Source organism: uncultured Pluralibacter sp. (assembly GCF_913775985.1).
GTDB lineage: Bacteria > Pseudomonadota > Gammaproteobacteria > Enterobacterales > Enterobacteriaceae > Pluralibacter.
Map to the genome: position 1 here is coordinate 17,271 of NZ_CAJYMB010000059.1, position 22,396 is coordinate 39,666.

Genomic DNA, 22,396 nt, shown 5'->3' on the forward strand with positions numbered 1-22,396 from the left:
ATCGGAGGGGAAAGGATTACTCAATCGCACTTCCTTACGTAAAGCAGCACCCGTTTATAGCCAATAGATCAGCAGTGACGTAAGGCAGAAAGGGAAGAAGCGCGCTGCAAACCAGGCCGCGCGCTTTATATGAAACGGTCCTAGCTATTACCGAGGTCCCGCAGCTTCTTGCCGGCCATCAGGTTTTTCTCGATATGTTCCAGGGTGACGTTTTTGGTTTCCGGCACCAGATAGATAGTGATGACGATAAACAGCAGGTTAAAGCCGGTGTACAGCCAGAAGGTTCCGGCGGCGCCGATGCTGCCCAGCAGCGACAGGAAGGTGGCGCCGATGATCATGTTTGCCACCCAGTTGGTGGTGGTCGAGCAGGTAATGCCGAAGTCGCGGCACTTGAGCGGCTGGATCTCGGAGCACAGGATCCACACCACCGGCGCGGCGCTCATGGCGTAGCCGCCGATGCACAGCATGGTCATGCCGACAGATACCCAGGAAAGTCCGCTAGAAACGTCTCCTTCCCCGGCCTTCATCAGGCAGTAGCCCAGCACCAGCGTGGCGAAGGCCATCACCGAGAAGCCAATTTTGAGAATCGGTTTGCGCCCGGCTTTATCCACCGTGAAGACGGCGATAAAAGTGGCAAACATAAAGGTCAGGCCGACCACCACCGTGGCAATCATCTGCTGGTGGGTGCTGGCGAACCCGGCCATTTTGAAGATCTGCGGGGCGTAATACATGATGATGTTCATCCCGGTAAACTGCTGCATCCCCTGCAGCAGCATGCCGAGGAACACCGCCCGGCGGACGTTCTTATTACGCTTGAACAGGGTAAAGCCGCCCTGCTTCATGCTCAGGCTTTCACGAATCTCGTTAAGCTCCTGGCGTGCTTTTTCCGAGGTATCGCGCAGCATCCGCAGCACCTCTTCCGCTTCAACATGCAGCCCTTTTGCCGCCAGCCAGCGCGGGCTGTTGGGCAGGAAAATCACCATCAGGAACAGAATCACCGCCGGGATCGCCAGCACGCCAAGCATCGCCCGCCAGTTACCGCTGTAGCTAAACGCAGTATCCGAAAGAAAGGCCACCACGATGCCGAAGGTGATCATCAGCTGGTAGAGGCTGATCATTTTGCCGCGCACGTCTTCCGTGGCCATTTCCGACAGATACAGCGGCGCGGTGTAAGAGGCAATGCCTACCGCCACGCCCAGCAGCACGCGGAACAGCAGCAGCAGATCGAGGCTGGTGGCGAAGGCCGATCCGAGCGAGCCGATAATAAACAGCACCGCGCCCGCCATCAGGCTGTACTTGCGGCCCAGCCGATGCGATACCCAGCCGTTGCACACCGCGCCGAGGGCCGCACCGAGCATCATGCTGCTCACCACCCACTCCTGCTGGTGGCTGGTAAGGCTGAAATGATCGGTGATAAACGGCAGCGCGCCGGCGATGACGCCGATGTCGAGACCAAACAGCAGGCCCGCCAGCGCCGCTGAGACGGAGATAAACAGATTCATTTTCCGGGCTTTTTGCCGGTGCTGGTGGTTAATCTCCAGCGCGTTATTCACATGAGACATCGTTAATCCTGCCCGTTTGGTGATAGGTATTATTCACGCAGCATACAAAGCAACCTCTGCGGGGGATTAGCGCCTGTCCGCGCCCGGATATGGATAATTTTGCTACTCATTTCAGAGTGTGATAGCGATCGCGTATTACTCAGACTATGCAGAATATGAAATGCGGCGCTCTTATGAAGTGAAATAAGATGAAATAGCGGGTAAAAAGCTAAATTTAACGAGAAACTTATAATACCTGCACAGGCAGACCGCTCTGTCCGCTCATTTTTGCGCATGAAAAATTCGCCTGCCCAGGCGTGCATAGCACGCGAGCAGAGGACAGATAAGCGAGTTGCCACGCCTCTTCAGCGTTGCGACCGCGTCAACGCAGGCTCAATCACCGCCGCAATGCTGCGCGTCGCCGCAATTGTTGAGAATCTATTTATCTCGCGATCCCTATACTCAGCAATGTACCGACGCATCTCTCCCTTCGCGCTTCAGGCGGCTGAACGTGAACGAGATGCGCACTCTTCGCCGTCCTAATCCCGGATAACACCGTAAGTAGACACCATGACGAGACTACCGCCCCACCTGTGGCAAAGCGCCTGGACCATTTTTTGCGATTTTGACGGCACCATCAGCGATCGGGACGTGACCGATACGCTGCTGGAGCATTTTGGCAGACCGGGCTGGGAGGAACTGGAAACGCGCTGGCTGAACGGCGAAATCGGCTCGCAGGCCTGCATGGCCGGCCAGGTCGCGCTGCTGGACATGTCCCGCCAGGAACTTGACGATCTGCTCAGCACCGTGCGCGTGGACGCCGACTTCCTGCGCTTCACCCAGCTGGTAGAACGCTACGGCATCCCGCTGCACGTGGTCAGCGACGGCATGGACTATCCCATTTACTGGCTGCTGGCGCGCCAGGGCATCACCGATTTGCCAGTTGCCGCCAACGTGCTGGAGCAGACTGGCGAGCGCCGCTGGCAGCTGCGCTCGCCGTGGACCAACAGCGCCTGCAAAAAGGCCAGCGGCGTCTGCAAGTGCGCAGTGATGCGCCAGCGCGCCTGGGGGCCTTCCCTGCTGATTGGCGACGGGCGCTCGGATTTCTGCCTCGCCCACGAGGTAAATCACGTTTTTGCCCGGGGCAGCCTGCTGGAAGAGTGCCGGCAAAACGGCCTGCCGCACGATGCCGTCAGCAACTTTAGTGAAGCCTGCACCGCGCTGGAAGCGCTTATCGGAACGCCCCGGGATCGGATCCCGGTAGAGGTCTTCAATCCCCTCGCGCCGTGGAGGCAAAGATGATTACTCAGAATGAAATACAGTTTGCGGGTAACCGCACCGGTGTGCTGCTGATCCACGGCCTGACGGGCACCCCGAGCGAAATGCGCGATGTGGCCCGCGGGCTGAACAACGTTGGCTATACCGTCCACTGCGTGCAGCTGGCCGGGCACTGCGGCGACGTGGATGACCTGATTGCCACCGGCTGGCGCGACTGGTATCAGAGCGTGATAGACGCCGCCGAGCGCCTGCGCCGCGAAGTGGATCACCTGTTTATCGGCGGCCTGTCGATGGGCGCGGTGCTGTCGCTAAAATACGCCAGCGACTATCCGGTGGACGGCGTGCTGGTGTACGGCGCCACGTTTCACATCGACGGCTGGGTGGTGCCTGCCATTTCGCGGATTGCCGCTCCGCTCCTGCTGCCGCTGGCCTCCTGGCTGCGCATCGGCCGCCGGCGGATGATCAACGAAATCGAGCCTTACGGTATCCGCAATGAAACCCTGCGCCGGCGGATCGTCAAAATCATGCTCAGCGGCGACAGCGCCGGAGCCGGCCTGCCCGGCAACCCCTGGGCGTCGGTGAGCGAGATGATGCTGCTGTCGCGCAACGTGCGCCGCAACCTGTGGAAGGTGTCCGCGCCGTGCCTGATCCTGCACGCCGAAGACGACGACGTGGCGCACCACCGCAACGCCCTACTGGTGCGGGACAACATTAGCGGCCCGGCGGAGCTGACGCTGCTGAAAAACAGCTACCACATGATTACCATCGATAACGATCGCGGCGAGCTGCTCTCCCTGAGCCTGAAATTTATCGCCCGCCACAGCCACACCGCGCCGGTTCCGGCCCCGGCAATGAATCCGCAGACTGCCGGCGGCGCGCTGCTATGAGCCAGCTTACCCTGCTGCTGTGGTTTCTCAACGTGGCGGTAGACACCGTCGGCCAGCTCTCCTTTAAGGCTGCGGCCCACGGCAGCGTGGAGTATTCCGGCCTGCGGCAGTGGCGGTTTATGCTGCGCCGCCCGTGGATCTGGCTGGGTGTTGGCTGCTACGTGGTGGAGTTCGTGCTGTGGCTGGCGTTTCTCGCGCTGGTGCCGCTGTCAGTGGGGGTGATGCTCGGCTCCATCAACGTGGTGGTGATTATGATTGCCGGCCGGCTGTGGTTTCACGAAAAGCTCAGCCGCTGGCGGGTCGCGGGTATTCTGCTGATCGCCGCCGGGGTTGGCGTAGTAGGAATAGGATAATGAAGCGTTTTTATCTGCTGGGCTTTCTGGTGCTGATGGCCTTCGACACTCTGGCGCAGGTCAGCTTTAAATACGCGTCTCTGCACGCCGGGGCGCTGACGCTGGATCTCGCCTGGCTGGCGCGGGTGTTCGGCCACGTCTGGATCTACGGCGCGTTTGTCGGCTACATCGGCGCGTTTTTTACCTGGATGACGCTGCTGAAGTACGCTCCGGTAGGCCCGGCGTTTGCCGCCTCGCACCTGGAAATTATCAGCGTGACCCTGCTCTCGGTCTGGCTGTTTGACGACGCGCTGACGGTGCCCAAGCTGGCAGGCGGGCTGCTGATCCTGGCCGGCGTGCTGTGCCTCGCCCGGGGCGAAGAGCAAGAGTCTCCCGAATCCGAGGCGCGTACCGAAACGGATCCGGCGTGAAGCGCGAGCTGCCGCCGACGGACGGACTGCCGCTGCGCGCCGCCGATCTCTTCGGCCGCCGCGCCGATCTGGGGCTTACCCTCTCGCGACAGCTCAACATTCCCACCCCCATTCTGACCTGCTCCGGCACCGCCGCACTGGTGGTGGCTCTGCGCGCCCTCAGGCGGCGGATGCCGCAGCGCTCGCGGGTAATTGTCGCCGCCTGGAGCTGCCCGCTGGTGCCGCTGGCGGCCAGCGCCTGCCCCGGCACCGAATTTGTACTTTGCGATCTGGCGCCGGACAGCCTCGATCTCGATCCCGACCGGCTGGCGGCGCTGTGCGAAGGCCCGCCGCCGCTGGCGATTATCGTCACCCACCTCGCGGGACGGATCAGCGATACCGGCCCCGCGCTGGCGGCGGCCCGCCGCTGCGGCGCGGCGGTGATTGAAGATGCGGCGCAGGCGCTCGGCGCACGAGTCGATGGCGACAGCGTCGGGCTGCGGGGCGATATCGGCTTTTTCAGCCTGGCATTCGGCAAAGGCCTGACCAGCGGCGAAGGCGGAGTGCTGTTCAGCCGGGACCCGATCCTGGCCACCGAGCTGGCACAGGAAGCCCGCGCCGCGCTGCCGTTTCGCCCCGGGATTGAGCTTCGCCGCTGCGCCGAATTGTTCGGCTACGCGGCGCTGTACAATCCCGTCGGCCTGCGCGGCGTTTACGGCCTGCCGCTGCGCCGGGCGCTGCGCAAAGGAGACGACGCGGCGGCGGTGGGCGACGACTTTACCGAGCATGATATTCCCCTGCACGCGCTGGGCCGCTGGCGGGAGAGTGTTGCCGCACGCGCGGCGGCGCGGCTGCCGGCATATTGGGCATCCGGACGCGAGCGCGCGGCGCGGCGCATCGCGCTGCTGCGCGCCCTGCCGGGCATCAGGGTATTCAGCGATCGCCCCGGCGAACAGGGCGTGTGGCCGTTTCTGCTGCTGCGCCTGCCGGACCGGGCAACGCGGGACGCGGTAATGGCCGAACTGTGGACCCGCGGCACCGGCGTTACCCGCCTGTTCGTGCGGGCGCTGGCGGACTACCCGGCAGTCGCGCCGTGGCTCGGCGATAATAAAGCGCTGGCGCAGGCCCGCCGCCTGGCAGACTGCACGCTGACCATCACCAATTCGCCGTGGCTGAGCGACGCAGATTTTGCGGCCATTGTGGAGTGCCTGCGGCGGAAGCTTGCTTAATCTGCGGAGTATGGGCTGGGGCGGTGTTTGCGTTTTTGCGGTGGGGTGTTGGATGGCTGGCGATAGAGGGCGTGTATTACTCGGGGTATATCAGCCTGCACAATGCGCTAGAGTGATGTACCCGCACTGTATTTTGAATCAAAAGACTTGTTAACTGGTCTTTCAGGCGTGCAATCAGACCTGTTAAACGGTCTTGAGGTGCTTATGCCAAACATTATTTTATCGCAAACCACTGCCAGCGTGAGTGAGCTGAAAAGTAACCCGATGGCAACCGTCAAAGCAGGCGAAGGGTTAGCTGTTGCCATTCTCAACCGCAACAAGCCTGCTTTTTACTGCATTCCTCCAGAGCTTTACGAGCGCATGCTGGATGCTTTGGACGATCAAGCGTTAGTCGCGATAGTTAAAGAGCGCGAGGGACAAAGCCTTGTTGACGTCGATCTGGACAAATACCTGTGAGCTATAAATTAAAGTTCCGGGAAGAGGCGAAGAAAGAGTGGGAGGCACTGGATTCTACTATTCAGAGCCTCTTTGCTAAAAAACTAAAAAAAATCCTTGAAAACCCTCATATACCCAATTCGAAATTAAGTGGAATGCCCGACTGCTACAAAATTAAGCTACGGGCATCTGGATTCAGGCTCGTTTATCAGGTTAAAGATTCAGAGTTAATAGTAATCGTAGTAGCTGTAGGAAAACATGAATGCTCTAAAGTCTATAATGAAGCAAAAGGCAGACTGGTTTAAATTTTCTGTAGCTAAATCAAAGATACTGAAAGCATAGCTTTTATTAAACTTAAATTAAATTCACAACCCAATTTAAAAGTAAGTAGATGTCGACTACACGCCCTGAGTGAGTCAATGCCGGGAGGGGCGGGTATCAGGAAGACAGAATACAACAGCAAGCGACTTTATTTCAGTTAGCTGAATCTTGCTCTCCACCGCATTAAAATAAATGTATGTAAAACAGTATCCATTGGTGGTTGTCATGTTCACTCTCATTGATATCAACTCGTTCTATGCCTGTTATGAGAAGGTTTCATGAGTGGCCAGGCTAGCAGGCCTGTTGTCATTCTGAGTAACGATGATGCGTATGTGGTTGCGCAGAGTACCGGATATTGAGGGTGTGAATGGATAGTACAGTAAATGCAGCCCTGCATTTTGAATCTAATGAATGTTGATTTATTGATACAATATAAAGCCGCATTTATCACACTCCAGAATTACCATATATTATTTTTGAATAACTAAACAGCAACTTTAAATTTCGTCCAGGTTTAAATATAACAAAACTATATATATAATGATTAAAAAACATAATCCAAGTATTTATTAAATAGCACGTTTTGGCTCGAAATTTAACAAAATATGTTTATAACTTATGTGGTAGTTAGTATTTGAAATATTTTTTGCCTGTAAGTTGAATATAAACTAGGGAGAACATCATGATTTTGAAAAAAAATTGTGTAAGATGGTTGTTTGTTCTGACTGCGTTTTTTTTATCAATTAATAGTTATGCTGTTGAAGAAACACCCACACCATTATCAATAACTTATTGGACTAGTGAAGGGAATCTTTGTGCTCATTGGATAAAGCATAAGGATGAAGATCGAGAGTGGGCTGCGGATATAAACGCCTATGCTGCATCCGTTTTGGTGCCGAGGGATTTCACTACTGGTGTTGAGTCGTTCATGGGGGCTGATGGACTTAATTACAGATATTATGGTGAAGATAACATGTTAGCTATTTTCAATTCTGATAATAGGGCTGTAACTGCATATCGGCCCAGTGGCGGAAGAGGATACTGGAACAGACTCCGCCAAAGACAAGAGCAATTGCCACAACCGGAGCTAGATACGACTTCAACCGTAAGATGTGGGAGTTTTAGTGGTGATCCCAGCCATGGGGAATTTTAAATGTTTACCTGTCCTGTTTGTGATAATAAAAGTCTGAAACAACCACCTGTCGATGCAGATGGTAATCCGTCATATGAAGTGTGCCTGAAGTGTGGTTTTGAGTTTGGTGTTGATGACTTAGACTACACTTACGACGAGTGGAGAAAACAGTGGAAAGAGAGAGGTGAGGTTCCGCCCTGGCATCGACACTGATCTTTATAGCCCCCGGTTTTGCCGGGGGTATTCTGACAGGATTTATATAGCATCAACTTTAATGTGACCTGCTCCCCATTAATTAATACATAGTGATATCAACAACATCCACTTCTGGCACAAAGCCGCTTACCCATTCAGCCCCAGCCTCACGCCCTGGCGATGTCAGGTTAAGCTTAACCCGGTACAACCAGAAGAACCGAAGCCACACATTACGCCAGCCGCCCCCAGCCCCGGCTGACCTAACGCCCTCTTCCCCTCACTCCAGCATCCACGCCCCATCCAGCGCCGCCAGCAGCCGCTGGTTAAGCGCCTGCTGGCGCTGCTGCCAGGCGTGAAGCTCTGCCGCGTCGGGTATCTGCTGGCCGTCCGCCTCGCTGAGCAGGCGCTTAAAGCGGCTGCGGTAGCGCCACAGAGAGACGTCGCCGGTAATGTCTGCGCCGGCGAGCCAGCCGCGGCAGCGGGCAATCAGCGTCAGCAGATCTTCCTCGCGAAAGGTGCCCTGATCCCAGTTGGTGTTGACCACCTCCGGGCTGAGCACGTCTTTATCAATGGAGAGATAGACCGGCATCACGCCGACGTGCGCCGACAGCGCCTCCAGCAGCGATTCGGCGTCGGGGAAATCCCGGGCGGCGTCGCGGCGTCCGGTGAAGCGGGTCCAGCGGGCGGGCTGCTGCACGCTCCAGTAGGTGAGCTTGCCGCCGATCAGCGGCCGCCAGTGGTTTTCCCAGGCGTGACGCTCGCCGATGTCTGCAGAACTGATGCCGATAACGTGGATAGCGGCCACCTGCGGCAGGCGGCTGGCCCAGTAAACCCACGAGCCACAGTGGATGCCGAACGGGTAGCGCATGTTGTCCGGGTGGTTATCGCAGACAATCAGCTGCACCGGCTGCTGTTCAGGCAGGTGCCGCAGCAGCAGCCAGCTCAGATGGTGGTAGTCGCCGCTGCCGGTAAACACCACGCCGGGGCGCGCGGGCAGCTTCGGCGCCAGCCAGCGCTCGAAGCGGAGAAACTGCCGCCAGCTGCAGCCGAAGCGGATCTGCTCCTGAAAACTCTGCAGCTGCAGCACGTCGGCATCGGCAAATTCGCCGGCGGCGTCGTCAAAATTGAGAATAAGCGTCCTGCGCGCCATTATGCGCTGCCCTCCTGCAGTATCACCTCGCTGTCGCTCTCAAAGCGGTGCGAGAGGCGGCGAAACAGCAGCCGCAGCAGCGGGTTTCGCACCCACACCAGGTGGCGGGTTAGCGTAAAGCTGGCCCCGAGCTGGGCTTTGACTTCCGGATCGGTCCAGCCCGCGACGTAGTAGCGCAGGCCCTGCTCCAGAGCGTACTCCAGATTGACGAACCAGCTGACAAAGTAGAGGTTAAAGCGCAGCGCCAGCGCGTAATCGAAGCCGATGTATTTGTCGATCAGGTTGTTGTTGTGCAGATAGCACAGGTTGAAGCCCACCAGCCGATCGCCGTGCCAGTAGCAGAACAGCCGCCCGCCGCTGTCGGCATCCTGCAGCAGGGCGTCGAAGAAGCCGGCGCTGAGTTTATCGAAGTGGATTTCGCTCTGTGCATAGACCGCCAGATAGTAGTCGTACAGCGTCTGCCGCCAGCCGGCATCGCGCAGGCGCGGATCGCCGGTGTTGACGATCTCCACCCGCAGCGCCTCGCGGCTGCGCAGCTTGCGGCGCAGGTTGCGCCTGCGGCTGTGGGAGAGCCTGGCAAGATACTCATCGATACTGTCAAAATGAATCGGCACGTAGGCCAGCGCCTGCCCGGCGACGCTGATAAATCCCTGCTGCTGCGCCTGCTCAAACAGCTGGCGGGCCGCGTGATTATCGGCGGCGGAGAGCAGCGGCGAGTCGCAGGGCAGATCCTTGATGATGGTCAGCGCGCAGGATGGCGCAAGCCCGCGGGCACCGCGCAGAAAGTCGCGGCCCTCAACCTGCGCGGGCTGCGGGGCATATTCACTCACCGTGGTGCCGACAAAGCAGGCGGGCCAGCGCAGCAGCCGCCGCCAGAAGCGAAAGCCCGGCCAGCGCCGAATCTTGTCGAGATCGCTTTTATTCAGGGTGGTGAGCAGGTCAAAGCGGGTCGAAAACCAGGGCGTGCCGTTCTGAGACAGCCGGGCCGTAAATCCTTCGGGGGGATGTTTGAGGAAGGTATCGATGAGTGCCTGGGGTTCCAGACGATAGTGGTAGGCAGCCATAGCAACACTCTCAGCACTGAATGAAGGCCGGCAGCAGATCTGCCGGCCCGTTATCGCTTGCTTACAGCTCGCGTTTGGCGCGCTTGATCAGCTGATCGAGCAGGGTAATGGCCTGGTCGATTTCACTGCGGCTAATCTCCAGCGACGGCGCGAAGGTAATGACGTTTTTATAGTAGCCGCCCACATCGAGCACCAGCCCGGTTTTCTGACCCTGATAGTCGAGGGTGCCGGACAGGCCGATATCGACCATTTTATCCAGCAGCGCCTTGTTCGGCGTGTAGCCGTCGGCTTCGCACAGCTCGGCGCGCAGCGCCAGGCCCAGACCGTCAACTTCGCCGATTTCAGGATGCTGGAGCTGAAGGGTTTTCAGTCCTTCCAGGAAGTAGGCGCCGCTCTCCATCACCTGTTTCTCGTAATCTTTTTCCGCCAGCATGTGCATCACTTCCAGCCCAACGGCGGTGCCGAGCGGGTTAGACGCAAAGGTGGAGTGAGTAGAGCCCACCGGGAAGGTAGTCGGGTTAATCATCTCTTCCCGCGCCCAGATCCCGGCCAGCGGGTTGAGGCCGTTGGTCAGCGCCTTGCCGAACACCAGCACGTCCGGGGTAATGCCGAAATGCTCAACCGACCACAGCTTGCCGGTGCGGTAGAAGCCCATCTGAATTTCATCGACCACCAGCAGGATGCCGTGATCGTCGAGGACTTTCTTCAGGCCTTTGTAGAAGTTGCGCGGCGGAATAACGTAGCCGCCGGTGCCCTGAATCGGCTCGATGTAGAATGCGGCAAATTCGGACTGGCGCACTTTCGGGTCCCACACGCCGTGGTATTCGTTTTCAAACAGGCGCGCAAAGTCGGCGATCAGCTTGTCCGCATACTCTTCCGGGGTCATGCCTTTCTGGCGGCGGAACGGGTACGGGAACGGGATGAACTGGGCGCGCTCGCCGAAGTGGCCGAAGCGGCGACGGTAGCGGTAGCTGGAGGTGATGGAAGAAGCGCCGATGGTGCGCCCGTGGTAGCCGCCCTCAAAGGCGAACATCCGGCTTTTGCCGTTGCAGTAGTTGCGCACCAGCTTCAGGGAATCATCAATGGACTGGGAGCCGCCGACGTTGTAGTGCACGCGGCCCGGCAGGCCGAATTTACGCTCCATGTCCTGGGCAATCACTTTGCTCAGCTCGATTTTGGTCGGGTGCAGGTACTGGCTCGCGACCTGGGGCAGCACGTCGATTTGCTTTTTCAGGGCGTTATCGAGGCGCGGGTTGGCGTAGCCAAAGTTCACCGCCGAATACCACATCTGCAAATCGAGATAGGGCGTTCCTTCTGCGTCAAACAGGTAGCTGCCCTGGCAGCTGTCAAAAATTTTGGGCGGGTTCACATAGTGAACGGTATCGCCGTGGGAGCAATATTTGGCTTCGTCAGCCAGAAGCTGTTCTTCATATGGAGTCATGGTATTCAGCCCAATTGAGCCTGTCGCAGGCGTTTATGTGGAATTCGGCTGGAGTATATCAACCGGAATAAACAGTCTGCCTCGCCCATTGGCGGGTATTGATGCTGCGTTGAGGTTTATGCGGAGGATGTTTAATGTTCGTTTATTTTAAAATGTCGCAAAAGAGAAGTTTCAAACAAAAACTCATTTAAAAACATATGATTAATAAAAAACTAAGCAGCAAAATAACCGGGGATTTAAAAGAGGTTAAAAACAGAAAGGCACGCGCGTATTTCTTCACAGAAAATGCCATTGCCGCGGCAAAATAGCGCCATTTACCGCAGAAGGCACAAAAATAATAAAAACAACGGCAGGGTTATTTACGCTTATCGCCGCGCCTGCGGCGAATAAAACCGTCCCCGGCGGCGCAGTAGATAATCTCCTCGTCATCGGGCGGCTTTTTATCGTCGCTGCCCGGCGGGCGGGGCCTTCCGCACCATCGGCGGCAAAAAAACGCCCGCAGGCGTTTATTGAATGTATTCACGACGCAGGCCCGCTAAAACTCAACCGTCACGCTGCCTTTCGGCACGCTGCAGCACGACAGAATATAGCCCTCTTCAATGTCCTCGTCGGTGATGCCGCCGTTGTGGTTCATCTCCACTTCGCCCTCCAGGCGCTTCACCTTGCAGGTGCCGCAGATCCCCATCCCGCAGGCTTTCGGAATGTGCAGACCCAGCCGCGTCGCGGCGGTGTGAATGGTTTCACCCGGGGCTATCTGCACGCTTTTTCCGGCGTTGGCAAAGCACACTTCCAGCAGGTCCGCCGGCTGCAGCGCCTCGGCCATCTCTGCCGCCTGTTCGGCCTCCTGCACCACCTGCTCTTTGACCACTTCCGGCGTCGCGCCGAAGGACTCTTCATGGTAGTGCTTGAGGTCGAAGCCGGCCTCGCGCAGCATATGCTTCACCGCGTTCATGTAGGGCGTCGGGCCGCAGCAGTAGATCTCCCGGTCCATAAAGTCCGGGGCGATCATTTTCAGCTTGGCGCTGTCGAGAAAGCCGCGGTAGCCGCCCCAGAACTGGCCGGACTCGTAGTGTTCGCAAATCAGGCTGACTTTAAAATTGCCGATGCGCGAGACCATATTTTCCAGGTCCTGCTTGAAGATGATATCCCGGGGGGTGCGGGCGCTGTGGACAAAAATCATGTCCACGTCGGAGTTGGTGTCGAAATACCAGCGCGCCATCGACATCATCGGCGTGATGCCGACGCCACCGGAGAGGAACAGCACTTTATCCCCCGGATAGTCGATACAGTTGAACTGCCCCACCGGGCCGTGCACCGCCAGCTTCGCCCCTTCGGCCAGGTTATCGTGCAGCCAGTTGGAGATCTCCCCGCCCGGCACGCGCTTGACGGTTATCGAGAAACTGTAGGGCACCGACGGCGAGCTGGAGATGGTGTAGGAGCGAAACACCGGCAGGCCTTCAATTTCCAGCTCAAGGGTGACGAACTGGCCCGGCTTGAAGAAGAACATTACCGGCTGCTCGGCCATAAAGCAGAAGGTTTTCACGTCCCACGTCTCCTGAATGACTTTAACGCAGCGCACCGCATGGCGGCCGTTGCTCCACGTCTGGGTCATGACCGGCTCGAACGCGTCGCTATTCATTACCGTAATCGTCTGGTTGCTCATACGTACATTTCCTGTCAGGAGAGATGAAGCGATGAGCTGATTCTGGGCGTAACGCCGCGCCGCTATTTATTTATTCACGACATCGAAATATCTGAAAAAACCACCCGCGCCAAAATTGGCCTGATAACGTCTTTTACAGGGGGGATCGATGTCGCAGCCAGAACAGTCGGCGCTGGTGAATACGGGCACATTCAGCACACAGTTACCCCTATCTACGCTATGGAATTTTGTCAACGCGGAAGAGGTTGCTAACGGGGCGTGCCCGGTCGGGCACCCGATACACTGTGAACAGCGCGAGAAGAATGATGAGCCACAACGATCTGCTGAATATAACCTGCGCGAACATCACCGATGCCAGCCAGAAAATGACCGACCTGCTGCGGTCGCGCAAGCCCGACTACTCCCTGCCGCAGCCGCTGTATAACGATCCGGCGCTGTTCCGCATTGATATGGAAGAGATTTTCGAAAAAGAGTGGCTTTTTGTCGGGATGAGCAGCGAAATCCCGAAAAAAGGCGACTACTTCACCATCGAAATCGGCCAGAACCCGGTACTGGTGGTGCGCGACGCTGAAGGCAATATCAACGCCTTTCATAACACCTGCCGCCACCGCGGCTCGCGGCTGTGCGCCGCCCAGCGCGGCAAGGTCGCCAATCTGGTGTGCCCCTACCACCAGTGGACCTACGATCTAAAAGGCAATCTGCTGTTTGCCGGCACCGAAATGGGCCAGGAATTTGCGTTAAAAGATCACGGCCTGCAAAAGGCGCATTGTAAATCCGCCGGGGGATTTATCTTTGTCTGCCTGGCGAAAACCGCCCCCGACTCGGACATGGATGCCTTTCTGGCCACCCTTGACGAGTATATGGCGCCCTACGATGTCGAAAACACCAAGCTGGCCGCCGAATCCCAGATGTACGAAAAGGCGAACTGGAAGCTGGTGATTGAAAACAACCGCGAATGCTACCACTGCGCCGCCAGCCATCCCGAGTTGCTGAACTCCCTGCTGGAGTGGGACGATACCGAAGACCCCCGCGCGCCGCAGTCGTTTCTCGACTATTACCAGTCTCAGGCCGCGGCCTGGGATGAGCAGGGCGTGCCGCACCGCCACCAGAGCTTTGGCCTGCGCAACCGCATTGTGCGCATGCCGCTGAAAGAGGGTGCGAAAGTGATGACCATCGACGGCGGCGAAGGGTGCAGCAAACTGATGGGCAGCTTCACCAGCTATTTCCAGGGCTCGATGCGCATCCTGCACCTGCCCAACTCGTGGAACCACATGCAGAGCGATCACTTTATTGTCTTCCGGGTGCTGCCGATTTCGGCCCAGGAGACGATGGTGACCACCAAGTGGTTCGTGCACAAAGATGCGGTAGAGGGCGTGGACTACGATCCGGAGCGCCTGCGCCGGGTATGGGACGCCACCAACGATCAGGATCGGGTGCTGGGCGAAGAGAACCAGCGCGGCATTAACTCGGTGGGCTATCAGCCGGGCCCCTATTCGAAAACCTATGAATTTGGCGTCATCAACTTTATCGACTGGTACAGCGAGACGCTGCTGAAAAATCTCGCGCCCTAGCCGCCGTGCCGGGCGGCGCGCTGCCCGGCTCCCCTCCCCCTCGCTTTGCCTTCCCTGAACGCTATTTCACCGCGCGCCTTGCGGGTAAAAATCCTCTATGCTGAAGCAGCAATATTTCCCTCTCCGTTCTGTTAATGAAAAGGTGCCTGCTGATGTCAGATAAAAAAGTGGTTATTGTCTCCGGCGGCTCGCGCGGCCTGGGCCGTGAAATCGCGCTCTCCCTCGCCGCTGACGGCTATATTCCGATCATTACCTACATAAATAATCAGGATAAAGCCAAGCAGATCGTCCGGCAAATTACCGACGGCGGCGGCGAGGCGGAAGCCATTAAAGCGGACGTCGGGGATTTTGACGCCGTTGAACATCTGTTTCGTGATGTTAAAACACGCTTCGGGAGAATCGATGCGGTCATTAATACTGCGGCGATCGCCATATTAAAACCGCTGGCGGAATTTACTCCCGCGGAATTTGCCTCGGTGCTCGCCACCAATACTGCCGGCACATTCAATATATTGCAGATTGCGGCGAAATATCTCGATAAGGGCGGCCGGATATTAACCTTTTCCAGCAACGTGGTGGACACCCGCCCGGTAAACTACACCGTTTACGGCGCCTCGAAATCGGCGGTGGAAACCATGAGTAAAATTTTCGCCAAAGAGCTGCGCGGGCGGGAAATTACGGTCAACGTTATCTCGCCGGGCCCCACCAAAACCGAGATGTTCCTCGACGGAAAATCCCCCGAGTTTATCGCCCAGACCGCCAGCCTCTCGCCGTTTGGACGGCTGGGCGAGCCTGAAGATATCTACCCGGCAGTGGCATTTCTGCTAAGCCCGCAGGCCGCGTGGGTTAACGGCCAGGTGATTAAGGTGAATGGCGGGGCGAGCTGAGGGGCCGCAAAATAATACAGGATCATTGTTCCCGGGCCGGGGCACAGGCATACGCCTCCGGCCAACGAGCGTCACGGATACACAGGAAGACTGCATATTGTCAAAAGACTCAATTAAGACCACATTTAATTCTTTTACTTGTGTAAGGTTGTTATAAAAATTGAAACCATCAGCTACCTGAAAAAAAACGCCGTATCACTCGATCGGGAAGATCCGATTCTGATTAATCAGAATAGCGTTCCGGCCTATGTTATTGAGTCCTGTGAGGCGCAGCAGGAGCGTCAAAATGCTATTGCGCTGCTGAAGTTACTTATTCTTTCAGAGCACGATAAGGCAGACAACAATGTCTTCAGCAAAGAGCAACTTCAGGCAGATCTGTAATAGCGCCGGCGTTTCGCGTCAAAACTTGCATTAATGATATTGCAAGCTGGTTATCTCGTATTAAGGCTCACTCATAAATCAAAAACAGGCATCGTTGAATACGTTGAAGACAGATCGGTCATTATCGATCTCACTCGCTAAACCGCACACTCAGCTATCAACCCGGCCGCCGTCCGGCGACCGGTCCATCCGGGCTCCCCATTTTACCCCCGCTACCGCACCACCCCCTCCTCCAGCAGCAAATCAAAAATCGCCTGCGCCATTTCGCTGACCGGCCGGTCGCGCAGCACTTTGCCGCCGGCGCTCTGGGATTTGGCGGTGGCGGCGCGAAAGCGGTCGGCGGCGGTTTTGCCTTTGGCCACCTTCAGGCGGCGCGGGCGCGGGCGGGCAGGCTCGGTCTGCCACGCCTGCCTGGCGAGGTCCGGCACCGCCAGCGCATCGTCTACCGCGTCAATGCGCGCGCGGCTGGCGGGGCCGAGCGCGTTTTGCCGCGGCGGCGGCGCGGCCATGTCGACGCTGGCGATGAACGGCAGCGACACCCGCAGCGCGCGGCGCTGGCCGCGGGGCAGCGCCTGCAGCACGCTGGCTTCTTTATCGTTCAGGCTGACGATATCGGCTACGCCGGTGACCACTGGGATACCCAGCGCCTCGCCGAGCAGAAACGGCAGCATCCCGGAAGACTCGCCGCTCTCCGCCCGCCCGCCGGTGAGGATAATGTCCGGATCCTGCTGGCGCAGGTAGTGGCTGAGAGCCTGCACCGCATCGTCCTCTTCCGCCAGCGCCAGCACCCGCAGCCAGGGCACGCCCATTCCGGCATAGCTGCGCAGCGCCTCGGCACCGGGATCGCCGGCGTGCAGCACCTCCAGCCCGTAGCAGGAGAGCGCCATACCCATTTCCACCGCGCGGGCGTCCTGCTCGGCGCGGCGGGCGCGGCCGGACTCCGGGTGCCGGCCGATAGAGACCAGCGCCGCGACGCGGCAGGTCATGTTGTGATTGTCAGGCTGCATCGTAAAGCTCCTCGTTACGCCAAACCAGAATCCTGCCGCCGCCGGCAGCAATAGCCAGCGCCGCGCGTTTCACTTTGCTACAGCCGGTGCTGCGATGTTCAGGCTGCATCGTAAAACGCCCCATTACGCAAACCGGGATCTTGCCGCCGGTGCGGCAATGTTCAGGCCGCATCGTGCAGCGCCCCGCTACGCCGGGCCAGCACCAGCCGCTGAAGCTCGGCCAGGATCTCGCTGCTGTCGGCAATCACGCTCAGGGTGGCGCGCTTGACCATATCGCAGCCGGGATCGGTGTTGACGGCAATCACTTTGCCGCACTGGCCAATCCCCTGCAGGTGCTGAATGGCGCCAGAAATGCCCACCGCAATGTAGACCTGGGCGGTGACCCAGGTGCCGGTCGCCCCCACCTGCCGGGCGCGGGGCATGTGCCCGTCGTCCACCGCCACGCGGCTGGCGCCTTCGGTGGCGCCTAGCAGTTCGGCGGTGCGGTGAAACTGCGCCCAGTCGTGAATGCCGTTGCCGGCAGAAATAATAAAGGCCGCTTCCGCCAGCGGTACGGCGGCGGGATCGACATCTATCAGACCGCAGTCCTCAATGCGCCACGCCCGCTTGCGCACCCGGCCCAGCGCCATCGGCAGCGCCTCGTGGCGGGTTTCGTCCACCGGGGCGGCGCACTCCTCCGCCAGCAGCAGCACCCGCGGCGTCGGGCGGGTAATGTCCTGAGATCCCCCGGCGGCGCGACTGGTGCAGGTGGCGCTGTCGGCGCGCCAGACCTGGGTCGCCGGACGCTCGCCGATGCGCGCCGACAGGCGGCAGCCCAGCTCGAAGCCGGCGGCCACGCTGTCGGGGAACAGCCAGTAGCGCGGGGCTATCTCCTGCTCTATCTGCGCCAGCGCGCAGGTGCGCTGCTCCGGGGCATAGCCGAGATAGCGCTTGCCGCTGACTTCCAGCAGCCGATCCGCGCCGACGGTAGCAAAGCCGTCCTCGCGGTGTTCGCCGAAGACGATAACCAGCACCGCGCCCGCGCCGCCGGCGTGGCGGATCAGGGCGTGGGCCTGGCCAATGGTATCTTTGTCGTGGCTGGTCAGGAGGCCGCCGATCATGTCCGGCACTACCGCCACGTAATAGTCCGGCTGCGCCACCTGGTGCAGCGGCAGCTCGACGGCGGCAGGCGCAGCAGATACCCGGCGCCCGGCAAGGCTGACCAGATTACCAACGTCGAGCCGGTCGATGCGCCGAATGCCGTTAGGGCCGATAAAGCCCACCGCGTGGGGATTTTTGCGCAACAGGCCGCCCGGGCCGCGGCTCTCCCCCGCCGGCGAAACCAGCAGGGCGTGCTGCGGGTGCAGGCGGTTGCGCAGGATCCACTCCCGGCGCGGGTCGCGGCGAAAGATGTCGTTCATCAGGCCTCCTCCGCGACGACGCGGCGCTGCGGTTGCTTATCCCCGCCGGTGGCTTCTGCCTCCACCAGCGCTTCCGCCACCAGCTCGGCGATATCTTTGACCGCCGGGCGCGGCTCTGGTACCCCTTCGAGCATCGCGGTGCACTGCTGGCAGCCTACCGCCACCAGCGCCGCGCCGGTGGCGCGGGCATCGTCCATCCGCATGTCGGCAATGCGCCGCTCGCCGGGCACGTCCACCACCGGCGCGCCGCCGCCGCCGCCGCAGCAGCGGGAGCGAAAGCCGGAGCGGTCCATCTCCTGCAGGGCGATGCCCAGCGCCGCCAGCAGCTCGCGCGGCGCGGCGTACTCGCCGTTGTAGCGCCCGAGATAGCACGGATCGTGGTAGGTCACCTCGCCGCCCTTATAGCGGTCGAGCACCAGCCGGTGGGCCTTGACCAGCCCGTTTATAAAGGTGGTGTGATGCAGCACCTCGTACTCCGGGCACTGGCCTGCGGGATAGAAGTCGGGGTATTCGTTTTTCAGGCAGTGAAAGGCATGGGGATCGGTGGTGACAATCTGCTTAAAGCGATATTTGCTCAGGGTGGCGATATTGCTTTTTGCCAGCCGCTGGAAGGTGGCGTCGTCCCCGAGGCGGCGGGCGAGATCGCCGCTGTCCAGCTCCTCGTCGCCGAGCACCGCGAAGTTCACCCGCGCCGCGCGCAGCACTTTGACAAACGCCCGCAGAATGCGCTGGCTGCGCATGTCGAACGCGCCGTCGGAGACCCAGAACAGCACCTCCGCTTCCTGCACCTCTTTCATCAGCGGCAAGTTCTGATCCGCCGCCCAGTGGGTGCGGCTGCGGGGATTAAAGCCGTTGGGATTGTCGGTAAAAATCAGATTCTCCAGCACCTGCGCGCCCTTGCCGGGCGTCTTGCCCTTTTCGAGGGTCATGAAGCGCCGCATGTCGACGATGGCGTCCACGTGTTCAATCATCATCGGGCACTCTTCGACGCAGGCCCGGCAGGTGGTGCAGGACCAGAGGGTCTCTTCCCGCAGCAGGCCGCCGACAATAGGCTGGTGCGGCGCGCCTTTGGCTTCGCCCACCGGAATGCCGGGATAGGCGCTGCCGGCGTATCTGGCGTCGGTTCCCCCCGCCATGCCGACCACCATATCCTGAATCAGCTTTTTCGGATTGAGCGGCTGCCCGGCGGCGAAGGCCGGACACACCGCCTCGCACTTGCCGCACTGCACGCAGGCGTCAAAGCCCAGCAGCTGGTTCCAGGTGAAGTCGGCGGGCTTTTCAACCCCGAGCTTCGGTGCGGCAAGATCGAGTCGCTTGAGCCCGGTAGAGCGCCCGCCGCCGAAGCGCCCCGGACGGCGGTGAAAGGCCAGGTGCAGCGTGCCGGCAAAGGCGTGCTTCATCGGCCCGCCCCAGCCCATCCCGAGCAGCAATCCGCACAGCCCCCAGATAATCCCCGCCAGCAGCAGCGCCGACAACAGCCACTGCCCGGCCTGATTCGGCACCAGCGAGGAGAGCGGCAGGGTGGTGAGAAAGAAAGTTCCGGCGAACGCCAGCAGGCTTTTCGGCAGCCGCATCCACGGGCCTTTCGACAGCCGGGTGGGCGGCTGCCGGCGGCGGCGCCAGACAAATACCGCGCCGGTCAGCATCAGCAGCAGCGCCGCGCCGAGCAGCAGGTTGATAAACCAGCCGCTGACGCCCACCACGTAAACCGCCAGCAGCAGGATCATCGACAGCACGAAGCCGCCGGCGGTGGCAACGTGGGTTTTTGACATCACCTTGTCGCGCTCCACCACGTGGTGCAGATCCACCAGGTAGCGGCGCGGCATGGCCAGCAGGCCCGCCAGCAGCGCCACCTTGTCCGGGCGTCCCGCGCGCCACAGCCGCGCCCGCCGGAACATGCCCAGCACCGCCAGCAGCAGCGCGCAGACCAGTAAAGCAGGAAGTAACCTGTCGAGTATCATCAGGAGCCTCTTTGTCTCAGAGCGTTACAGGTCTTTGCACAGCCGCAGCGCGTCGAGGATTGCCGCGTGGGTGTTGCGCTGGGAAACGCAGTCCCCGAGCCGCCAGAGGATCATCCCCTCCTGCGGCGCGGTGAGTACCGGCTGCGGCTGCATGGCGAACAGCGTCTCGTTATCGATCTGCCCCCGGTTTACGGACTCCATTTTCAGGGCGTAGTAGAGGGATTCGTCCGGGCGGGTGCCGTTCTCCACCACCACCTGATCCACCACCCGCTCCTCTTTCTGGCCGGTATATTCGTTCTCCAGCACTGCCACCAGCGACTCGCCCTCGCGGTAGACCTTCTCCAGCGCCAGATCGGAGGTCATGATCACCGACTTCTCGTACAGGCTGCGGTAGTAGGTTGGAAAGGTGGTACCGCCGATGCCGACGCCGGGCTTGGTGTCGCCGGTCACCAGCTCCACCAGCGCGCCTTTCGCCGCCAGATAGTCGGCGACGGACATGCCGGTAAATTCGCAGATGCTGTCGTACACCAGCACGTTTTTACCCGGCGCCACCGCCCCGGTGAGAATGTCCCAGCTGGAGACCACCAGCCCTTCGGCGGCGCCCCACTCCGGAACCTGCTCAATGAACGGCTGGCCGCCGGTGGCGAGGATGCAGACGTCCGGACGCAGGTCGCGCACCGTTGCCGCGTCGGCATTTACGCCGAAGCTGACGGTCACCCCGAGCCGGTCCAGCTCCATCGCCAGCCAGCGGGTGATGCCCGCCATCTGATCCCGCTGCGGCGCTTTGGCGGCGATGGTGATCTGCCCGCCCAGCTCCGTGCCTTTTTCCAGCAGCGTGACCCGGTGTCCGCGCTCGGCGGCCACTCGCGCCGCCTCCATGCCGCCGGGGCCGCCGCCTACCACCACCACGTTGCGCACCGGCCCTGTGGTTTTTTCAATGATGTGCGGCAGGCCGAGATACTCCCGGGAGGTAGCCGCATTCTGAATGCACAGCACGTCGAGCCCCATGTACTGCCTGTCGATGCAGTAGTTCGCCCCGACGCACTGGCGAATTTGATCCACCTGATTCATTTTGATCTTGGCGATAAGGTGCGGATCGGCGATGTGCGCCCGGGTCATGCCGACAAAATCAACGTAACCCGCCGCCAGAATGCGCTGGGCCTGGTTCGGATCTTTGATGTTCTGGGCGTGGATCACCGGGACGTTAACCACCTCTTTGATGCCCGCCGCCAGGTGCAGGAACGGCTCCGGCGGGTAGCTCATGTTTGGAATAACGTTGGCGAGCGTATTGTGGGTATCGCAGCCCGAGCCCACCACCCCGAAGTAGTCCACCATCCCGGTGGCGTCGTAGTAGGCGGCGATCTGGCACATGTCCTCGTGGCTGAGGCCGTCCGGATGGAACTCGTCGCCGGTGATGCGCATCCCGACCACAAAGTCCGGCCCTACCGCCTCGCGCACCGCTTTGAGCACTTCCAGCCCGAAGCGCATGCGGTTTTCAAAGCTGCCGCCCCACTCGTCGGTGCGCTTGTTGACCCGCGGCGACCAGAACTGGTCAATCATGTGCTGGTGCACGGCGGAGAGCTCCACCCCGTCCAGCCCGCCCTCTTTGGCGCGCACCGCGGCTTTAGCGAAGTCGCCAATGATGCGCTGGATCTCTTCCACTTCAATGGTTTTACAAGTGGCGCGGTGCACCGGCTCGCGGATCCCCGAGGGCGACATCAGGTTCGGCCAGTTTTCGCCGTCCCAGCGGGAGCGGCGTCCCATGTGGCTTATCTGGATCATGATCCTGCCGCCGTGCTTGTGCACGGCGTCGGCCAGATTCTGAAAGTGCGGAATAATTCTGTCGGTGCTGAGGTTAACCGAGCTCCACCAGCTCTGGGGGCTGTCGATGGAAACCACGCTGGAGCCGCCGCAGATGCAGAGCCCGCAGCCGCCTTTGGCCTTCTCTTCGTAATATTTCACGTAGCGGTCGGTAGTCATCCCGCCGTCGGTGGCGTACACCTCCGCGTGGGCGGTACTGACGATGCGGTTGCGGATCGTCAGCTTATTAATGTTTAACGGCTGAAACAGGAGATCGAACTGAGACATGGCTACACCTTACTGTTAAACGT

The 22,396-nt window shown here is 59.8% G+C and carries 22 protein-coding genes; 11 read left to right on the plus strand and 11 right to left on the minus strand.

Going from position 1 to position 22,396, the window contains the following annotated elements:
- Positions 1–140: 140 nt before the first annotated feature.
- Positions 141–1,562 carry a sugar porter family MFS transporter gene (locus tag QZ766_RS06880; RefSeq protein ID WP_297199279.1) on the minus strand — a complete coding sequence of 474 codons (1,422 nt, stop codon included), beginning with the start codon at positions 1,560–1,562 and terminating at the stop codon, positions 141–143.
- Between the two features lie 549 nt (positions 1,563–2,111).
- On the opposite strand from QZ766_RS06880, the gene QZ766_RS06885 reads away from it, so the two are divergent.
- The 8 genes from QZ766_RS06885 (at position 2,112) to QZ766_RS06920 (ending at position 7,586) form a co-directional block, all read left to right on the plus strand.
- Complete coding sequence (locus tag QZ766_RS06885; protein WP_297199282.1) at positions 2,112–2,843, plus strand: MtnX-like HAD-IB family phosphatase; 732 nt, start codon at positions 2,112–2,114, stop codon at positions 2,841–2,843.
- Positions 2,840–3,706: an alpha/beta fold hydrolase gene (locus QZ766_RS06890; RefSeq protein ID WP_297199284.1), complete on the plus strand. Its 867-nt coding sequence runs from the start codon at positions 2,840–2,842 to the stop codon at positions 3,704–3,706. The genes QZ766_RS06885 and QZ766_RS06890 overlap by 4 nt, the downstream gene beginning before the upstream one ends.
- On the plus strand, positions 3,703–4,059 hold the full coding sequence (locus QZ766_RS06895; RefSeq protein ID WP_297199286.1) for an EamA family transporter: 357 nt from the start codon (positions 3,703–3,705) through the stop codon (positions 4,057–4,059). The genes QZ766_RS06890 and QZ766_RS06895 overlap by 4 nt, the downstream gene beginning before the upstream one ends.
- Positions 4,059–4,469, plus strand: coding sequence for an EamA family transporter (locus QZ766_RS06900; protein WP_297199289.1), 411 nt, complete (start codon positions 4,059–4,061; stop codon positions 4,467–4,469). Before QZ766_RS06895 ends, QZ766_RS06900 begins: the two co-directional genes overlap by 1 nt.
- Positions 4,466–5,677 (plus strand): DegT/DnrJ/EryC1/StrS family aminotransferase, encoded by a 1,212-nt coding sequence (locus QZ766_RS06905; protein WP_297199291.1) that lies wholly within the window; start codon positions 4,466–4,468, stop codon positions 5,675–5,677. The genes QZ766_RS06900 and QZ766_RS06905 overlap by 4 nt, the downstream gene beginning before the upstream one ends.
- A gap of 204 nt (positions 5,678–5,881) precedes the next feature.
- On the plus strand, positions 5,882–6,133 hold the full coding sequence (locus QZ766_RS06910) for an antitoxin (RefSeq protein WP_297199294.1): 252 nt from the start codon (positions 5,882–5,884) through the stop codon (positions 6,131–6,133).
- A complete protein-coding gene (locus tag QZ766_RS06915; RefSeq protein ID WP_297199297.1) occupies positions 6,130–6,417 on the plus strand; it encodes a type II toxin-antitoxin system RelE/ParE family toxin in 288 nt (95 codons plus the stop codon). Before QZ766_RS06910 ends, QZ766_RS06915 begins: the two co-directional genes overlap by 4 nt.
- 698 nt (positions 6,418–7,115) lie before the next feature.
- Positions 7,116–7,586, plus strand: a complete 471-nt coding sequence (locus QZ766_RS06920) for a hypothetical protein (protein ID WP_297199300.1) — start codon at positions 7,116–7,118, stop codon at positions 7,584–7,586.
- Between the two features lie 451 nt (positions 7,587–8,037).
- Here QZ766_RS06920 and QZ766_RS06925 read toward each other — a convergent pair whose 3' ends face one another.
- From QZ766_RS06925 to QZ766_RS06945, 5 genes are all read right to left on the minus strand, one after another.
- Positions 8,038–8,910: a hypothetical protein gene (locus tag QZ766_RS06925; protein ID WP_297199303.1), complete on the minus strand. Its 873-nt coding sequence runs from the start codon at positions 8,908–8,910 to the stop codon at positions 8,038–8,040.
- Positions 8,910–9,974: a GNAT family N-acetyltransferase gene (locus tag QZ766_RS06930; RefSeq protein ID WP_297199305.1), complete on the minus strand. Its 1,065-nt coding sequence runs from the start codon at positions 9,972–9,974 to the stop codon at positions 8,910–8,912. The genes QZ766_RS06925 and QZ766_RS06930 overlap by 1 nt, the downstream gene beginning before the upstream one ends.
- Positions 9,975–10,035: 61 nt before the next feature.
- The gene (locus tag QZ766_RS06935) at positions 10,036–11,415 is read right to left on the minus strand and encodes an aminotransferase class III-fold pyridoxal phosphate-dependent enzyme (protein ID WP_297199308.1); all 1,380 of its coding nucleotides are present in this window, start codon (positions 11,413–11,415) and stop codon (positions 10,036–10,038) included.
- A gap of 355 nt (positions 11,416–11,770) precedes the next feature.
- Positions 11,771–11,938, minus strand: a complete 168-nt coding sequence (locus tag QZ766_RS06940; protein ID WP_297199312.1) for a hypothetical protein — start codon at positions 11,936–11,938, stop codon at positions 11,771–11,773.
- A gap of 12 nt (positions 11,939–11,950) precedes the next feature.
- Positions 11,951–13,078 (minus strand): hybrid-cluster NAD(P)-dependent oxidoreductase, encoded by a 1,128-nt coding sequence (locus tag QZ766_RS06945; RefSeq protein WP_297199315.1) that lies wholly within the window; start codon positions 13,076–13,078, stop codon positions 11,951–11,953.
- 302 nt (positions 13,079–13,380) lie between these two features.
- Between QZ766_RS06945 and QZ766_RS06950 the strand changes: the two genes are divergently transcribed.
- From QZ766_RS06950 to QZ766_RS06960, 3 genes are all read left to right on the plus strand, one after another.
- Positions 13,381–14,649 (plus strand): aromatic ring-hydroxylating dioxygenase subunit alpha, encoded by a 1,269-nt coding sequence (locus tag QZ766_RS06950; protein ID WP_297199318.1) that lies wholly within the window; start codon positions 13,381–13,383, stop codon positions 14,647–14,649.
- 152 nt (positions 14,650–14,801) lie between these two features.
- Positions 14,802–15,536: an SDR family oxidoreductase gene (locus QZ766_RS06955; RefSeq protein ID WP_297199320.1), complete on the plus strand. Its 735-nt coding sequence runs from the start codon at positions 14,802–14,804 to the stop codon at positions 15,534–15,536.
- Between the two features lie 153 nt (positions 15,537–15,689).
- Positions 15,690–15,917 carry a type II toxin-antitoxin system Phd/YefM family antitoxin gene (locus QZ766_RS06960; RefSeq protein WP_297199409.1) on the plus strand — a complete coding sequence of 76 codons (228 nt, stop codon included), beginning with the start codon at positions 15,690–15,692 and terminating at the stop codon, positions 15,915–15,917.
- 212 nt (positions 15,918–16,129) lie between these two features.
- On the opposite strand, the gene QZ766_RS06965 is transcribed toward QZ766_RS06960, so the two are convergent.
- The 5 genes from QZ766_RS06965 to dgcA are packed head-to-tail and all read right to left on the minus strand — an operon-like array spanning position 16,130 to position 22,373.
- On the minus strand, positions 16,130–16,924 hold the full coding sequence (locus QZ766_RS06965) for an electron transfer flavoprotein subunit beta (RefSeq protein ID WP_297199323.1): 795 nt from the start codon (positions 16,922–16,924) through the stop codon (positions 16,130–16,132).
- Positions 16,914–17,096: a hypothetical protein gene (locus QZ766_RS06970; RefSeq protein ID WP_297199325.1), complete on the minus strand. Its 183-nt coding sequence runs from the start codon at positions 17,094–17,096 to the stop codon at positions 16,914–16,916. The genes QZ766_RS06965 and QZ766_RS06970 overlap by 11 nt, the downstream gene beginning before the upstream one ends.
- Complete coding sequence (locus tag QZ766_RS06975) at positions 17,086–18,324, minus strand: electron transfer flavoprotein subunit alpha/FixB family protein (RefSeq protein WP_297199328.1); 1,239 nt, start codon at positions 18,322–18,324, stop codon at positions 17,086–17,088. Before QZ766_RS06975 ends, QZ766_RS06970 begins: the two co-directional genes overlap by 11 nt.
- A complete protein-coding gene (locus QZ766_RS06980) occupies positions 18,324–20,285 on the minus strand; it encodes a (Fe-S)-binding protein (protein WP_297199331.1) in 1,962 nt (653 codons plus the stop codon). Before QZ766_RS06980 ends, QZ766_RS06975 begins: the two co-directional genes overlap by 1 nt.
- Before the next feature lie 24 nt (positions 20,286–20,309).
- The gene (gene dgcA / locus QZ766_RS06985; protein WP_297199334.1) at positions 20,310–22,373 is read right to left on the minus strand and encodes a dimethylglycine demethylation protein DgcA; all 2,064 of its coding nucleotides are present in this window, start codon (positions 22,371–22,373) and stop codon (positions 20,310–20,312) included.
- Positions 22,374–22,396: the final 23 nt, after the last annotated feature.